Genomic DNA, 16,707 nt, shown 5'->3' with positions numbered 1-16,707 from the left:
CAGAGAGTAACGATGATCGATACCCACGCGCACATCTATGCCAGCGAATTTGATAACGACCGCGATGAAGTAGTACAACGCGCCTTAGCGCAAGGCATTAATAAGATCCTGTTGCCAAACATCGATCTGGACTCTATTGAGCCCATGCTACAAACCGAAGCGGCGTATCCAGACGTGTGCCACTCAATGATGGGACTCCATCCTTGCTATGTGGATAACAACGTTGAGCAAACGTTGGAAATCATCCGCGGCTGGTTTGAGAAACACAAGTTTATTGCGGTGGGCGAAATTGGTATCGACCTGTATTGGGACAAAACCTATCGCGCCGAGCAAGAGATGGCGTTCGTAGCTCAACTTAACTGGGCAAAAGAGATGGATTTACCAGTCGTTATCCACACTCGTGATTCGATTGAAGATACACTCACTTTGCTAAGACAAGAGCAAGATGGTCGTCTGCGTGGTGTATTCCACTGTTTTGGAGGCAGCTTAGAAGAAGCGCAAGCAATCAATGAGCTAGGCTTCCACTTAGGCTTGGGTGGCGTATCGACCTTTAAGAATGGCGGGATGGATAAAGTCATTCCACATTTGGATATGCAGTGGGTCATTTTAGAAACCGATTGTCCATACTTAGCGCCTGTACCGCACCGTGGTAAGCGTAATGAACCAGCCTACACTTCTCTCGTTGCACAACGTGTTGCCGACTTGCGTGATGTCGATGTCGCAACTATCGATGCAATAACGACTGAAAATGCCAAAAAGCTGTTTAATATTTAATTCACGAAAATTGAAAAAAGCGACGAAATCAACGTCGCTTTTTTATTACCTAAACTATTGAATGAATGATTCAACCTATTGAAATAATAGAACAACCCACACAAAGTTATTGATAAACATAATAATTAACTAGCAACTCTACTTACCTCTCATATCGCCACTTTACTTCGTCTGTTTTGCAAAACTGTCGACAATTAGACATATTCTTTTTCTATACTGCTTTATGCCCATTAATTAGCACAAATGTAAAATAGCATGAATATGGAAGTTGAAGTGTGTACACATGGTGCTTACTTACAACGCGTACCGCGCAGTTTTTTTCAAAAGCTGCTGGGCATCAAGGAAGTATACGTATGCACAAAGTGTGGTTACGTCATGAAAGTTAAGTAATTAGCCCAAGAAACAAACCAACCGCAAAAAAAGCGGCTCAGTTGAGCCGCTTTTTACATCTACAGTAAACTTATTCTTCGGTTTCCGCTTCTGCCTCTTCGCCTCGACGCGTATAAAAACGCGCAAAGAACAAACCGACTTCAAACAGTAAACACATCGGAATAGCGAGTAAGGTTTGCGAGATCATGTCTGGTGGCGTTAACACCATACCTACGACAAACGCCGCCACAATGATATAAGGCCGTTTCTGTCTTAGATCTTCTGGTGTGGTGGCCCCAGTCCAACACAACAAAATAATCGCAACAGGCACCTCGAATGCGATACCAAACGCCATAAATAGCGCCAGTACAAAATCGAGATAGCTAGAAATGTCGGTCGCAAACTCTACACCACCCAATGAGATAGCAGTAAAGAAGCCAAACACTAGTGGAAACACCACAAAATACGCAAATGCCACACCGCAATAAAACAGCAGTGAGCTGGAAAACAGCAACGGCATAATCAAACGACGCTCATGTTTGTATAAGCCAGGAGCAACAAAGGCCCAAACTTGATACAAAATAAACGGCACCGCAATAAATACCGAAGCGATTAACGTCAACTTCAGTGGCGTGAAAAAGGGTGAAGCCACATCCGTAGCAATCATGGTTGCGCCTTCAGGTAGACGCTCTACTAAAGGTGCGGAAACAAACTCGTAAATGTGGTTAGAGAAATAAATTAGTCCGACAAACACCACCAACACTGCCAAAATTGAGCGCAGTAGTCGGTTGCGAAGCTCCAACAAATGACTAATTAAAGGTTGTGTCTGCTCGACGGTAGACATGGCAAACCTCTTATTAAAAACCAGATCAAAAAGGAGCTACCAATCACTAGTAGCTCCTCCTAATGAGACTATTCGGCTTTCTTATCTGCCGCTGTAACCTTGCTCTCTTCCGCTTTCTCTACCTTTTCTGCTGCTGGCTCTGTTTTTACAGGCTCAGCCTCTGAATCGGTGTTCTTTGCGTAAGGACGATTTACAGATTGCGCTGCCTTCTTCAATTCTTCGACTGAAGATTTCAACTCAGGGGACAAATCATCCATCCCCATTTGCTCTGCTTTGCGCAAGTTTTCTTGCAGCTCTTGGACTTTCAGCTCGTGTGACAATTCGTCTTTGACGCTATTTGCCATACTCTTAGCGGCACCGATAAAGCGAGACACGCTGCGAATAGCATGAGGCAAACGCTCCGGCCCAAGAACGACCAGACCAACAACAGATATTAATACCAGTTCCCAAAAACCGATATCAAACACGTTTTACGCCTGCTCTTTGTCTTTTTTCGTTTCAGGAGCAGCTTCTTTTTTCTGCTGCTCTTCTAGACTTTTTGGTTCGAAGTCTGCGTCTTTGTCATTTTTCGCAGGTTCATCTTCGCTCATCGCTTTTTTGAAGCCCTTAACGGCACCACCCAGATCGCCACCGATACCGCGTAGTTTCTTAGTTCCGAATAGCAATACAACAATTACAGCAATGATTAAAAGTTGCCAAACACTGATACCACCCATTCTCTTTACCTCGGGTCTTTAAATAAACAAAAATATTTCAAGAGTTTAACGTCTATTGACGATAAGCTCGCCAACTAAGCAGCCAAAATGTGACACCTGCGATACCGCTGGCCAACGAAAGCTGCTCAAAAGCATTGTTCACCAATATTGCCGAGCATACGACTAAAGTGGCGCCAACGCCAAATAAAAACTTTCCTGTCGCCTGCTGGCGCTTGCTCTGACGATACCCTTGGTAAAGATGATCCATGCGTTGGTTCATCGCTTTACCTTGTTTCAGGCTATCGTAAAGCAGCTCTGGCAGTTCCGGTAACTTCTCCGCCCAAAATGGTGCGCGATCTTTAATCGCATTCACCAAAGCTTGCGGCCCAACTTGATTCATCATCCATTCTTCAAGGAATGGTTTTGCGGTCTCCCACAAATCAAGCTGAGGGTACAGCTGCCTACCAAGACCTTCCACGTACAGCAGCGTTTTTTGCAGCAATACAAGCTGTGGCTGAACCTCCATATTGAATCGACGTGCCGTGTTGAACAAATTCAACAGCACATGACCAAAGGAGATTTCGCACAGTGGCTTAGCAAAAATAGGCTCACACACAATGCGAATCGCGAACTCAAACTCATCGACATTGGTATCGGCAGGCACCCATCCTGAGTCCACATGTAACTCCGCCACTCGGCGGTAGTCTCGATTGAAAAACGCCAGAAAGTTTTCCGCCAGATAACGCTTGTCTTCACTATTAAGTGTACCAACGATTCCGCAATCTAGCCCGATCCACATTGGGTTCTCTGGGTGTTCTGGTTTGACGAACACGTTCCCCGGATGCATATCGGCATGGAAGAAGCTGTCTCGGAACACCTGAGTGAAGAACACACTCACGCCGCGCTCCGCGAGCAATTTCATATTGGTGCCATTTGCTTTCAAGCCTTCAATATCAGAGACTTGAATGCCATATATTCGCTCAGAAACCATGACAGTTTCATTACTGAAGTCAGGAAAAACTTCAGGAACATACAATTCTTCGCTGCCTTCAAAGTTGCGGCGCAACTGAATGGCATTCGCCGCTTCACGTCGTAAGTCGAGTTCATCAAGCAATGTTTTCTCGTACTCACGTACAACTTCAACTGGTTTCAAACGACGTGCTTCAGGCATCGCTCCGGCGACTATACGCGCCATTCGGTGCATCAGTTTTAGATCTGAATCAATGACCGGGCGAATATCTGGGCGGATAACCTTTAATACCACTTCTTGGTTAGAGTCTTTTAAACGCGCAGTATGCACCTGAGCAATCGATGCTGACGCCAGTGGTTTGATATCAAACTCGGTAAACCAGTTTTCTAACGGACCACCTAATGCCTGCTCCATCTGCTTTTTTGCTAGCTCACCATCAAATGGCGCGACTTGGTCTTGAAGCAAAGCCAGGGGATCAGCAATGTGCGGAGGAAATAAGTCACGGCGCGTTGACATCATCTGACCGAACTTAATCCAAACTGGCCCCAGCTCTTGCAACGCTAAACGCAGGCGCTCACCGAGTGGTTTTTCTGGATGCTTGTTCTTAATCCAGAACAGGCTTTTGCGCAGTAATAACGGAGCTTTGGTCAGTTGGTGATCGGGAAGCAGCTCATCTAAGCCGTATTCCAGTTGTACTTTGGCGATGTGGTATAAGCGCTTTAGTTCTGCTGGCGTCATGGTTTCTCCAATGCCGGCTTATTTGCATCCAGCTTATTCAGCAAAGCAGTCAAGCGTGCTTCAACGCGAGAAGCCTGGCTGCGAACCTCATCAACCTGGTCGCAAAAATACGCCACTTCTAGAGGAGCAGGTGCCAACTTCCACTCTTCAGTCACTACTTGCGCAAGATGACGCTGGTGTTTTTCTGCTTGAGACGCAAGAAAGTTGCCGATGTTTTTTGAACCTTGCACAAAGGTATGTGCGGCGACATCGCCAGTCACGCGAGACAACCACTCTTCAACATCTGGTTTGCAATCCACCATCAACTGAGAGAATTTCTGCGCCAATTGAATATCGCCTTCAAGCTCAAGTTTATCCTGTTTAATAAGGCGAGTGATGTTGGCCTGGTCACGCAGCTCTGGCAACACGCTCAAGTTGAGCGATAGATAGCAGTTAGGCTGCCCTTCGTAATGACCGAGCACATCAATTTGCTGACTAAAAACGAATGTCAGTGTTTTATTGATCTCTTTCAGGTGAACTTGAATAACTTGACCTTTTAGACGCGCTAAACGACGGCCCAATGCAGGGTCGTCTTTGATCAGAGTATTCAGTGACGTTTCAATCACAGCGGTGATAAGTGGTTCAAATGGCATGCCGTTAACCCTTAGAATTTATAACCGCGATGCAAAGCCACAATACCACCAGTTAAGTTGTAGTATTTGGTGTTTTCAAAACCTGCGTCTTGCATCATGCCTTCCAGCGTTTCTTGGTCTGGATGCATACGGATTGACTCCGCTAGGTAGCGGTAACTCTCTGAGTCATTCGCAACTAGCTCACCGATTCTCGGCAATAAGTGGAATGAATATGCGTCGTATACTTTCGATAACGGTTCTAGCACTGGTTTCGAAAATTCTAGCACCAATAGACGGCCGCCTGGCTTCAATACGCGGAACATTGAACGAAGCGCTTTGTCTTTGTCAGTCACATTACGCAAACAAAAACTGATGGTGATGACATCAAAATAGTCATCTGGGAACGGCAGTTCTTCTGCGTTGGCTTGAACGTAATGCACGTTACCCACAATTCCGTTATCGCGCAGTTTATCGCGGCCAACGTTAAGCATTGAATTATTGATATCAGCAAGGATGACATGGCCTTCATCGCCAACAATGCGCGAGAATTTCGCCGTTAAATCACCCGTACCACCACCTAGGTCAAGAATACGTTGGCCAGGGCGAGCACCACTACAATCGATAGTGAAGCGCTTCCAAAGGCGGTGGATACCACCAGACATCAGGTCATTCATGATGTCGTATTTTGTTGCCACGGAGTGGAATACTTCGGCAACCTTAGTCACTTTTTCGTCTTTTGCCACTGTAGAGAAACCAAAGTGAGTGGTTTCATTCTCTAACGCTGTATTGGATTGCAAACTTGTGTCCGTCATTCTAATTCCTCTTAGGCAGCGCTTTCTCTCTGCGGGGCGTTTGCTGACAAATAAAATCGCCCACTGCACTGCGGGCGATTAGTTTACTTTATCCTCAGCCGGATGTCTTTCTACTAACGGGTCATTTTCTGAAAATGAATCACTCTGCGCTAACTGTGCGAGGTCAGAAGAAATTGGTCGTTTGATTTCAACCCCAAGGTGCTTAAAGCTTTCGGCTTGACGAATCACATTCCCACGCCCTGTGGCAAGCTTGTTCATTGCGCCTTGATAGCTTTGATTCGCCTTATCCAGCGCACCGCCAAGCCCTTCCATGTCGTCCACAAACAATCGTAGTTTGTCGTAGAGTTTTGTCGCGCGCTGCGCAATCATTTTGGCGTTTTCATTCTGGCGTTCATTGCGCCATAGATTATCAATGGTGCGCAGTGCCACCAGCAACGTTGTTGGGCTCACCAAAATGATGTTTTGCTCCATCGCGTCTTTGATCAAACTTGGATCGGCTTGAATCGCAACTTGGAACGCAGGCTCAACCGGAATAAACATCAGCACATAGTCCAAACTCTGAATACCTTTGAGTTTGTGGTAGTCCTTCATGCTTAAACCCTTAATGTGAGCACGCAGTGCGGCTAAGTGCGCACTCAAAGCCTGGTCTCGATCGGCATCAGTTTCGGCGTTGAAATAGCGCTCATAGGCGACCAGCGCCATTTTGGAATCCACAACCACTTGTTTGTTTTGTGGGAGATGAACAATCACATCAGGTTGGTAGCGCTTGCCTGCTTCATTTTGCAAATTCACCTGAGTCTGATATTCGTGCCCTTCACGCAGTCCCGACTCGGCAAGTACCCTCGCGAGCACCACTTCGCCCCAGTTACCTTGCTGCTTGTTGTCCCCTTTCAACGCTTGGGTCAAATTAACCGCTTCGCGCGTCATTTGCTCATTCAAACGTTGCAGGTTTTTGAGCTCATGCACTAAGGTATGGCGCTCTTTAGCTTCTTGGCTAAAGCTGTCATTAACGTGCTTTTTGAATCCTTCTAGCTGCTCTCGGAGCGGTGACAACAAACCTTCCAAACTCTGACGGTTTTGCAAGTCGACCTTCGCGGTTTTTTCTTCAAACAGTTGGTTGGCCAAGTGCTCAAATTGCTGTTTCAGGCGCGCTTCCGCTTGCTCTAGAATTTGCAGTTTTTCGGCATTGGCTTGGTTGATTTGCTCATGACGTGCTTGCTGCTCACGTAGTTGCGTTTCTAGACGTGATTTGTGCTCACGCATCTGACCAAGCTCATCAAAGTATTGCTGGCGCTCTTGCTTTACGGCCTCGAAGTAACGCAGTTTTTCCATTGCTGCCATCAGCTTTCCATGTGTTTGGCGTACTTCAAACGCGGCTTTATCGCGCTCATCATCTAATTCATCCAACTCTTGCTGGGCATCGGCAAGGCTTTGTTTAACCTGTTCAAGCTGCTGTTGGTGAAGCTGCTTTTCTGAAACAAGTTGTTGTTCGAGAAGCTGAGTTTGGGTGATAAAACGCTGTTTAACCCACCAACCGACGGCGACACCACTAAGCGTGGCAGCACAAAGAGAAGAGAGAATGAGAGATTGGTACTCAAGAATCCATTGCATAATAGCGAGTTAGCCTGTGTTTTGTATCTATAACAATGGTATTTAGATACTGGATAAATGTCCAGTTTGTTGGATGAAAAATCCTCGCATACACTAGGCCTTCCTATAATATTCTTTCTTCCGCTCAAATTAACTGAACCGAGCGGCACATCATCACGCAGAGGCATCATGAACGAGCGTCGCGCCCTAGGATTTGGGCTCTCAGCAGTATTACTTTGGTCTACCGTTGCAACCGCATTTAAACTCACGTTGGCAGAATTTACGCCAATCCAAATGCTGTGCATTGCCAGTATCGTCTCTGCGCTTGCGCTGACGATAATCTGTGGTGTGCAAGGCAAGTTGGGCCAGTTAAGTGCCACCTTCCTCTCAAACCCTTGGTATTACCTACTGCTTGGGTTGATTAACCCCTTGGCGTATTACGTCATTCTCTTTAAAGCGTATGACTTGCTGCCTGCATCCCAAGCCCAAGCGATCAACTACAGCTGGGCCATTACCTTGACGCTAATGGCTGCTGTTTTCTTAGGGCAGAAGATCCGAGCTAAAGATTGGCTCGCTTGCGGTTTTAGTTATGTAGGCGTGATTGTGATTGCCACACAAGGCAATGTTCTCGGCATGCAATTCGAGAGCCCGTTGGGCGTGGGACTGGCGCTGCTATCGACACTGTTGTGGGCTGGTTACTGGATTTTAAACACCAAAAATAAGGCCGACCCTGTGGTTGGTGTATTACTTGGTTTTTTGGTCGCTATTCCATTTGCCATTGGTTTAAGTATTTATGAAGGTGCGAGCTGGCAGGCAATCTCAATTAAAGGCTGGGCAGCGGTGACGTATGTCGGGCTATTTGAAATGGGGATCACTTTCGTCCTATGGCTGAGCGCCCTCAAATCGACGCAAAACACAGCCCGCATCAGTAATCTGATCTTTGCTTCGCCATTCATCTCACTGATGCTATTGGCAACCATCATTGGTGAAGAAATTCATCCATCAACCTTGATTGGTTTAATACTGATCATCAGTGGATTAGTGGTCCAACAAGTATCGTGGGGTAAAAAAAACAAAGCCATGAGCACTTCTCAATGATGAACAAAAAACCTCAATAAACGATGCAATGAGTTGGATAAAAAAGAGATATAGCTAACAGTTTAATGATAGAAAGCGCCTTACGCTGCTGGGAATTACCTAAGCGTTGGATACGATACCAACACGGCCCAATAGCTTAAGCTAGATTCTAATACCACTATCTTTGGGCGCTTCAGGACACGTTATTAATTATGTTTCGCTTCGCTATTCCTTCGCCTTTGATGGCAGACTGGCAACAGGCTCTGCAACAATGCTGTGATGCTACTCAAGCTCAGGGACAACTTTATACTCTGAGCGATACCCAGCAGTGGCTATCAACTGAGGTGTCCACCTCGGTTCAAAATCATTGCGCTATCGTCGAAGTGGTAGTGCAAGTTGCCGCTCAATTTACACCGACAGACTTGACGATAAGCCACATATCCTTTGGACAGCAAACCTTGAGCATAGGTCCGATTTGGCTACCAAATGGCGATCTGTTTGCCGTATTAGCGCTGACTCACCCTGACGATCAAATCACAGTAGTCTCTGCTTGGCTGAGTGCATTAGTGGGAAGAATGAGCTTTGATATCAGCTCACACTACCAGCAAGAACGAACACGCCATCAAACTACAGCGACCACACCATTACCGACGCTGCAAGAGTTTATCGACTGCCTTGAAGACCATATTTGGATAAAAGGCATGGATGGTCTTTATTCGATGACCAACCGAAGCGTAGAAAATGCGTGGCAAAAGACCAACAGTGAGATCATCGGCAAAGATGATTTCGCACTATTTAGCCACGAGCGAGCAGAGAAGTTCATTGAGGCCGATAACTTGGTCGTGGCGACAGGCACGCTGAACATCGTCGAAGAATGCCGCCAAATTGATGAAAACAATAACCCAACTTGGCTAGAAACCATTAAGTCTCCTGTCCGTGCTAATGACGGTAACTTAATTGGCATTCTGGGCATGACGCGCAACATCACACGCCGGAAAATGGTCGAAACGCAACTCTCATTGGCGTCCAAAATTTTTAATAACTCACAAGAAGGCATGGTCATTACTGATCGCAATGCCAACATCATTGATGTAAACACAGCCTTTACTCAAATAACCGGCTATCGCTCTGAAGAGGTGATTGGAAAGAACCCCAGAATTCTGCGCTCTGGTCATCATGACCAAGGCTTCTATAAACAGTTGTGGCATCAGCTCGAAACCAAAGGTCAATGGAAAGGCGAGTTCATCAACCGAAAGAAAGATGGCAGCATTTACCCGCAGTTAGCGACCATTAGTGCCGTAATGGACGATAAAAATCATCTCATTAACTACATCTGTGTATTTGAAGATATTTCCGTGCGTAAAGCGCACGAAGAAAAACTGCAGCGCATGGCCTTTTATGATCCGTTAACGAATCTACCTAATCGCACCCATTTACTTAGCTTGCTTGAGCAACACATTGAAACCGGGCACAAGAACCAACAGACGTTTGCCACCCTATTTCTGGATATCGACCATTTCAAGCACATTAACGATAGCATGGGTCACTTTTGTGGTGATCAGTTGCTGTCTAAGTTGGCTATCCGTCTGCAAGATATTCTTCACTTAAATGCGCATGTGGCTCGTATTGGCGGCGATGAGTTCGTGATCATTTTGCCGGACGTCCACAGTGATGTGGCTTTGCTGGAAACCGTCGGCGATATTCTCAGCGTTTTCCAACAACCGTTCGACTTGGCAAATCACGACTCACTGCGCGTCTCGACCAGTATTGGCATAGCCTTATACCCAAGAGACGGCCAAGACAGCGAAACCTTACTCAAAAACGCAGATACAGCAATGTACTTAGCGAAGAAAAATGGGCGCAACGGCTACGCATTTTACTCGCCAGATTTAACCGATAAATCCGTATCTCATGTGCGCATTCAATCTGCTTTACATCAAGCGATAGAAAAACAGCAACTTCGATTAGAGTTCCAGCCACAGTATAACTTGGAGCAACATGCGATTGTTGGCGTTGAAACCTTATTACGCTGGCAGCACCCCGAATTTGGCCTTGTACCACCAGCCGACTTTATTCCAATTGCAGAAAAAACGGGGCTTATCCAAAGCATTGGCGAGTGGGTCTTGCTACACGCTTGTCAGCAAGGAAATGCTTGGCTGAAACAAGGCGTTGAGTTTGGCAGAATTGCGGTTAATGTGTCGGCATTACAGCTTCAGCAATCGAATTTCATTCAGAGATTGAGCGATATCCTCAATCAAACTGGTTTCCCTGCTCAACAGCTGGATTTGGAGATCACCGAGAGCTTTTTACTGATCGACCCTCAACAAGCCATTGCGTCGTTAAATCAACTAAGAGGGTTAGGCATCGAGATTTCTCTGGATGATTTCGGCACAGGCTATTCGTCTTTGTCTTATTTGAAAGGTTTACCCATCAATAAGCTGAAAATTGATCGTTCGTTTGTCAGTGATGTACCCAGCAATAGCGATAGCAATGCGATTGTGAATGCGATTATCGCCATGGGAAAAACACTGTCATTGAAAGTCGTAGCGGAAGGAATAGAAACTCAGGAGCAAGCCGATTACTTGTTCGAAAAAGGCTGTGTTTACGGTCAAGGGTATCTTTTTAGCCGACCAGTAAGTGCGGAAAAACTTTTTCGTTGAGCCAGCTTGTCGCCCAAGTCATTCTCGTGGAGCCACATCCTCGGGGATGGTTTGGCTTGGTTGACTTTGAGTTGATTGACACAGCTCCAGACGCTCAACCAAAATATTAATGCAGACCAATAGCGGTACACCGATTAAGAGCCCCATACCGCCCCAAAGCCAACCCCAGAACACGAGCCAAACGAAGATCACTAACGGATTTAAATTGAATCTTTTCCCTAATAACGTTGGCGTGACAAACTGGCTTTCAATCAAGTTGATCAACAAATAGATAGACACCACAGTGAGCATAAAACTGACCGACTCCAACTGCAGATAAGCCACAAAACCGAAACTCACCATGGAGATGACTGGGCCGAGATACGGCGCAAAATTCATCACGCCAGCAAACGCGCCCCACAAGAACGGATCCTCAAGGCCTAAAACAAAAAACACCGCCCCAACACTCAACCCAAGTCCCGCATTCACTAACGTGATAGTGCCAATGTATCGAGATAGGTCTTTCTGTAGTGCTTTGACCAGTTCAATCGCTTGGCGCTGCTTGGCAAACCCATGCAAGTACGACACTGACTTTCGAAATAAGCTGCGTCCGTGATTGAGCATAAAATAAACCATAAACAGCACGATCATCGCTTGTGTCAAAATGGTCGGCGTCGTGGTCGCGAGTGTCTTCACCAAAGAAAATACGGTATTGTTCCCGACTTCATCCATACCCATATCGCTGGCAATATTCAGCGGCGTATTAAGGTGATCCGCCGAGGCTTGAGTCACTTCACTCACTTCTTGCGACACATTTTTCACGATACTGGGCAGTTCAGACCACCACTGCTTAGCAGGCTCCGACATGGCAGCAAGGCCAATAATTGAAGCACCAACCAAGAATGACAGAGTCACCACGACGGTAATCGCGCGCGGTAAACCTTTGTCTTCAAGATAGTTAATGAAAGGACTGCATAACAGCGAAATAAAGGTACTAAGCACAATAGGTAACAAGATTGGCTTAGCAAAATACAGCCCAGGAACGAGCAATAAGACAAGAAGGGTTGCACCAATCGCGGTGTTGGCAGGAATGTTCAATTTCGCTGTCATAAAAAGGCTCAAGGTCGGTAGGAATAATTATCGGCGAAAGCCGTTATTGGGGTTGCTCGGCTTCTGTTTCTGTCGCGGTCTCTTCTATCGAAGCAGTATTGCTTGCTTGTGGTTCAGCATTTTGACCTTGTTCTACGCCCGACTGGTTAGAAGACGCTGCCATAACTGGCTTGGCAAGCGAATCCGTTAGTTCGGAGACACTACTCGCCAATAGCCCCATGGAAGAGATAGAGGAAGTCAGTCGAGACAATCGACCCGCTTTGGCAGCGGTAACGGCAACGACAGCACTAATACCTAGCGTCGTCCAAGGATTTTCTTTCACAAACTTCTTAGTGGTAAACGTGAACATTTCCATCGATAAGCAGCATTGCTCTAAAGATGCTTTACCTTCCATCCGCTTGATTCGAATGGCTCGATTGAGCTTTTGTAGCGAGCGCATCCCACCCCTCCTGCAACTGTTCTGTCGTATTTTTGAATCCAAGGAAACCAACTAAACGCTTCTGCCACCAAGCTAAAGACAATAATGCCAAACCTAAGGACGCAATAAATACGCCCACGGCAACATATACGTTAGCGGTCAGCTGATAAGCCACCACACCAGAAGCAAGGCACAAACTGAACACGAACAATACCGACAATAAGGTAAAAACAATGGTGCATAGCAAAATCTGTCGCGCTGCGGACGCATTAATCTTCACCTCCAAGAGGAACAAATCCAACGTTGAACCCGACCACGCTTTCAGCGATTGAGTCAATCGGTCCAGTTGTGAAAGAATACTGCTCAAACCATTGATGGTTTGTTGGATATCCTGCTCTTCTGCCCCACTTGGGGCTCGACCGCTGTCTGCTGCGGCCGAGCCCGGTTGCTGGTTGGTGACTTGTCCGGAATTATTCATTGGAACCCTCGCCTTCTGTTATGTGGCTTAATCCGTTGGACCGTGATTATTTGATCAGCTTCGAAACCGCCCAACCCGCAAGGAAGGCACAACCAATGCTCAGCAATGGACGCTCCTTGATAACGTTCTCTGCCGACTTGGTCGCCTGCTGAACGTGTTCCGCGCCCACATCAAATTTCTCTTTAGCTTGGTCTTTCATTGCGCCGACGGCTTCCGTCGTGGCTTGCTCCGCCAAGTGATATGCTTCTTCTAACTGCTCTTGAGGTTTTACTGTGCTTTCTTTTGTTGTAGCCATAACTAGCCTCCGTTGATGAGTTGAGTAGTAAATCAAGTGAAACAACTTTTGAACTCACTTACTCACTACAAAGCCATATCCGTGCCAAAATTATAAGTACATGTTTTTAATTGGTTTTTGTTTTATTTCACGACAAATGCTTATCTGTACGTGTAATTCTTTCCAGACTTCCCCAGCATTCTTGTAATTTTTTCTTAGCGCCTTGTCTGCAACCCTCCAATTCTTGCGCAATAAACTCATAACCAATTGATTAATAGAAAAATAACATTCCTTGGCATACAACCTGCAACTAAAGATGAAACATCGGTGTTTGTTCCCCATACGTTCAAACACTCCCATCACCAACCAAATCAGGAGTGAGATATGAAAAATGAAAATATCGCCTCAATCATTGAGCTTATCGAGAGCGGAAATGACATTTACAACAAGGCCATTGAGAACATTGACAACACTTCTTTGAATAATGTGTTGGTAGAACTGCTTAGAGTACGTGAGCGAGCGGTGCTTGAGCTTACTCCCTACACATTGGCAAATAACCAGGAAGACTCTGCCGACGACACTCCGGTTTCCTACACCATTAAAGCGCGTGAAGTGTACAGCGATGTGATGAAGGAGGTGTCTTCTGACAAAGAGTCCATGTATTTGGAACAGCTCGAAGGTGTTGAAAGCAAGGTGCTCAAAGAGATCGAAAACCTAATTACTAGCCACCCAGAGCAAGCGGATAATTCGGTTCTACTGAAAGTTCGCAGTGATATCAAAAGCTGTAAAGAAAAGCTCAGCAGCATCAGCCTTATCAGCTGATCCTTAGTGGTCGCCTTTGCAATCAAGCGCTGGCAGAGAAAATGGCCAACTCGTTTTGGCCATTTCTGATAAGACCACTGGCACCTCAATACAACCAAAACTAGAAAACGCTAAACCGAGTAATCAACACGGTAGTCATAAATAAAGAGGTCAGTATGACATTGGATAATAATCGAGTAAGGGAGCTACTCGTAAAAATGACACACCATCGCCAAACGTGTTTGCCTCTCGTTAATCCGCAATCGCATATGACACTCGCAAGAGCGGCGTATCGATTCGTTAAAATAGAAAAAGTGATGATCAAAAAGATGGCGAAGTTGTTCTTCGACCAAGATGGTGAACAATTCATTGCGGAAAATGCCACCGAATACGGCGTTGCCGAACTAGGTAATTACAAAGAAATGCATTTCATGAACAAGTTGTTGTTAGATGATTTAAAAGCGCTACTCAGAGCCATTGACGACACCAACTTAACGGCGCTTGTTTCTTACTGGTTAGCTGCTTTACAAGTCGAAAACGATGAAATTGAAAAGCACTTACCCCAGGGTGAGTAGTCATACTCACCCCCTTCTTCCTTTCACTTCGAGAACGATAAATAGACGCTCTCTCAGATACAAAAAATGCCGATATAAAAAAGCCGCTGCACCTACGCAGCGACCTTATTGGTTCCCTCAAAACTACGACTAAACCGGTAAACAAAGGTACGCTATAAAGCACTAGGCAAATGGCGCATTATCCACTGCTTATCTGTTTTAAAGCTAAGCCGATTTACTTCTCCCGCTTGGGACAAATACATTCAACGATTTTGGACGAAGCTTAATCGCTAATTGCTCATCAGAATAAAGCTCACCATCAATCACATACTCAATCGGTTTGTTCGCAGAAATAGTGACATTCTGAGCCGTCGCGTATTGAAAATGAGTCGATTCCTCCTGCGCACCTACGCTGGTTAATGTCAGATCAGACAATGCGATGAGGCGTCCACCTAAAGATTCGGTGTTATCTAAATACGTGATATGCAGCTTGCCATCGTCAGGCTGCGGAGCACCACCACCTTGCGCGAGCAACGTACTAAAAGGAGCGATGTTCGCAACGACAAAGCTATGAACTTCTAGCGTTTGTGATCCATTTTCGCGGTTTTCATCTTCAAATGGCGCATCCATCGCAACAGTCAACGTCTGCATCTCTTCCGCCACCACCGCGTTAAAAAAGCCCGTTAAGTAGGCCAATTGTCCAAAGGTGTTTTTCTCTTCTCGCTGCGCATGCTCGATCATTTTCTGCTCTAGGCCAATACCTAGGACTAACAATATAAGCCTCTGATTACACTCCGCCGTATCAATACGTTGACAGTGACCTGCTAGCAATGCTTCACACGCTTTTTCGACTGGTGAGAATTTTGCGCCAACTCCATAGAGCACATGACATAACGCATTGGCGGTTCCGAGCGGAACAATACCGAGTTTGATATCAGTACCTACCAGCTGGCTCGCCACTTCCGTCACTGTGCCATCGCCACCCGCTACGATAATTTGCTTAGCCCCACTTTCTTTTGCCTGCAGCGTGAGCTGCTCGGCGCTGAGGTCTGTCGTCGTTTGATGAATACTCAAACGATATTTTTTGGTTAGCTCACGAATCAAGTGCTGTTCGTTTTCCTCCCATTTGCCGCCACCTGCAACAGGGTTAACTACCATCCAAGTGGACTGATCCAGACCCAGTACGCCTTTTTCACTTATCGCTCGTAACGTTTTGATCTGCAATTTATTCAATCTCGCGGTACTGCGCACGTCATTGATTTTTTTCATCACAGACTCAACCGTCAGCGACGGATCTTTGCTCAGTAGATACGCCGCAACAACAAACACCGAACGACCGCGCCCTAACGCACAATGCACAACCACAGCTCGCGAGCACGAGATTTGCGTATCAATCCAGTTAATCGCATGACGCAAGCGCTCCAACGTTGGGGCTTTGTGGTCAAGTACCGGAATCGAAAGGTAATGAAACTGCTTGTCGGTCATCGCACTTTCAAGCCCAGCAAATTCTGCGGTGACATCGACAATACAAGAGATGTCATTGGATTCGAGAAAATCTAAGTCACTCTGAAATAGCCGACGGGAGAGGTATAAATTATCGCTGACTTTTTGGATTGGAGGCACAGTATCGCGCCGTCTTTCCCAGGCATTATATGCTCTAGCGCCCAGTAAAAAGGGGATGAATGCCCAGCGGATCCACCTGACAATCTTGCCGTCTTGGTTTTTTCTAAAAATGGAGGGAATGTCGAAAACGTAGGCTACGCTGACTAATGCTAAAGAAAGAGATACCCACAAGAACAACAGGCTAACCATGATTTGGGGAATATAAATAGCGGCCAATAAACTGATCAGAGCGCCAAGAATATAATATTTGATGATAAACATTCGCTCTCCTTGCCTTCAGCGAGTGCGCTTTTTTAGTGAAAGTGAGAATAAGCTGGTTTTAGTTTAGGC

Annotated in this window: 17 protein-coding genes; 5 read left to right on the top strand and 12 right to left on the bottom strand. The window is 46.0% G+C overall.

Features of this window, described 5'->3' with window-relative positions:
- Positions 1-12: 12 nt before the first annotated feature.
- Positions 13-774, top strand: a complete 762-nt coding sequence (locus P4S59_RS00780; RefSeq protein WP_337167871.1) for a TatD family hydrolase — start codon at positions 13-15, stop codon at positions 772-774.
- A 460-nt stretch (positions 775-1,234) separates the two neighbouring features.
- Here the strand turns inward: P4S59_RS00780 and tatC are convergent, their stop codons facing one another.
- The 7 genes from tatC to rmuC form a co-directional block, all read right to left on the bottom strand.
- Positions 1,235-1,987 carry a twin-arginine translocase subunit TatC gene (gene tatC / locus P4S59_RS00775; RefSeq protein WP_005394442.1) on the bottom strand — a complete coding sequence of 251 codons (753 nt, stop codon included), beginning with the start codon at positions 1,985-1,987 and terminating at the stop codon, positions 1,235-1,237.
- Positions 1,988-2,055: 68 nt separating this feature from the next.
- The gene (tatB, locus tag P4S59_RS00770; protein ID WP_005382959.1) at positions 2,056-2,454 is read right to left on the bottom strand and encodes a Sec-independent protein translocase protein TatB; all 399 of its coding nucleotides are present in this window, start codon (positions 2,452-2,454) and stop codon (positions 2,056-2,058) included.
- A gap of 3 nt (positions 2,455-2,457) precedes the next feature.
- Complete coding sequence (gene tatA, locus P4S59_RS00765; protein WP_005382958.1) at positions 2,458-2,703, bottom strand: Sec-independent protein translocase subunit TatA; 246 nt, start codon at positions 2,701-2,703, stop codon at positions 2,458-2,460.
- A gap of 52 nt (positions 2,704-2,755) precedes the next feature.
- Positions 2,756-4,390, bottom strand: a complete 1,635-nt coding sequence (gene ubiB / locus P4S59_RS00760; RefSeq protein WP_139059546.1) for a ubiquinone biosynthesis regulatory protein kinase UbiB — start codon at positions 4,388-4,390, stop codon at positions 2,756-2,758.
- Complete coding sequence (locus P4S59_RS00755; RefSeq protein ID WP_065646522.1) at positions 4,387-5,022, bottom strand: ubiquinone biosynthesis accessory factor UbiJ; 636 nt, start codon at positions 5,020-5,022, stop codon at positions 4,387-4,389. The genes ubiB and P4S59_RS00755 overlap by 4 nt, the downstream gene beginning before the upstream one ends.
- Positions 5,023-5,033: 11 nt before the next feature.
- Complete coding sequence (gene ubiE / locus P4S59_RS00750) at positions 5,034-5,813, bottom strand: bifunctional demethylmenaquinone methyltransferase/2-methoxy-6-polyprenyl-1,4-benzoquinol methylase UbiE (RefSeq protein ID WP_005379210.1); 780 nt, start codon at positions 5,811-5,813, stop codon at positions 5,034-5,036.
- 78 nt (positions 5,814-5,891) lie between these two features.
- Positions 5,892-7,424 (bottom strand): DNA recombination protein RmuC, encoded by a 1,533-nt coding sequence (gene rmuC / locus P4S59_RS00745; protein WP_006741771.1) that lies wholly within the window; start codon positions 7,422-7,424, stop codon positions 5,892-5,894.
- Between the two features lie 168 nt (positions 7,425-7,592).
- Between rmuC and P4S59_RS00740 the strand changes: the two genes are divergently transcribed.
- Positions 7,593-8,501 carry a DMT family transporter gene (locus P4S59_RS00740; RefSeq protein WP_170902480.1) on the top strand — a complete coding sequence of 303 codons (909 nt, stop codon included), beginning with the start codon at positions 7,593-7,595 and terminating at the stop codon, positions 8,499-8,501.
- Between the two features lie 191 nt (positions 8,502-8,692).
- Entirely contained in the window at positions 8,693-11,140 is a 2,448-nt protein-coding gene (locus tag P4S59_RS00735) for an EAL domain-containing protein (protein WP_337167870.1), read from the top strand.
- 18 nt (positions 11,141-11,158) lie between these two features.
- On the opposite strand, the gene P4S59_RS00730 is transcribed toward P4S59_RS00735, so the two are convergent.
- The 4 genes from P4S59_RS00730 to P4S59_RS00715 are packed head-to-tail and all read right to left on the bottom strand — an operon-like array spanning position 11,159 to position 13,420.
- Positions 11,159-12,229, bottom strand: coding sequence for an AI-2E family transporter (locus P4S59_RS00730; RefSeq protein ID WP_005394430.1), 1,071 nt, complete (start codon positions 12,227-12,229; stop codon positions 11,159-11,161).
- 43 nt (positions 12,230-12,272) lie between these two features.
- Complete coding sequence (locus P4S59_RS00725; RefSeq protein ID WP_337167869.1) at positions 12,273-12,668, bottom strand: hypothetical protein; 396 nt, start codon at positions 12,666-12,668, stop codon at positions 12,273-12,275.
- Entirely contained in the window at positions 12,613-13,125 is a 513-nt protein-coding gene (locus P4S59_RS00720; protein ID WP_337167868.1) for a hypothetical protein, read from the bottom strand. The genes P4S59_RS00725 and P4S59_RS00720 overlap by 56 nt, the downstream gene beginning before the upstream one ends.
- Before the next feature lie 46 nt (positions 13,126-13,171).
- Positions 13,172-13,420, bottom strand: coding sequence for a hypothetical protein (locus P4S59_RS00715; RefSeq protein ID WP_005394426.1), 249 nt, complete (start codon positions 13,418-13,420; stop codon positions 13,172-13,174).
- A gap of 363 nt (positions 13,421-13,783) precedes the next feature.
- Here P4S59_RS00715 and P4S59_RS00710 point away from each other — a divergent pair, with 363 nt between their 5' ends.
- Positions 13,784-14,221, top strand: coding sequence for a DUF2383 domain-containing protein (locus tag P4S59_RS00710; protein WP_005394423.1), 438 nt, complete (start codon positions 13,784-13,786; stop codon positions 14,219-14,221).
- A 155-nt stretch (positions 14,222-14,376) separates the two neighbouring features.
- A complete protein-coding gene (locus P4S59_RS00705) occupies positions 14,377-14,775 on the top strand; it encodes a hypothetical protein (RefSeq protein WP_005379193.1) in 399 nt (132 codons plus the stop codon).
- A 204-nt stretch (positions 14,776-14,979) separates the two neighbouring features.
- On the opposite strand, the gene P4S59_RS00700 is transcribed toward P4S59_RS00705, so the two are convergent.
- Complete coding sequence (locus P4S59_RS00700) at positions 14,980-16,638, bottom strand: diacylglycerol kinase family protein (RefSeq protein WP_337167867.1); 1,659 nt, start codon at positions 16,636-16,638, stop codon at positions 14,980-14,982.
- Positions 16,639-16,707: the final 69 nt, after the last annotated feature.

This window comes from Vibrio sp. M60_M70 (assembly GCF_037162085.1).
Classification (GTDB): Bacteria; Pseudomonadota; Gammaproteobacteria; order Enterobacterales; family Vibrionaceae; genus Vibrio; species Vibrio diabolicus.
This window is presented reverse-complemented; position numbering and strand designations above follow the sequence as displayed.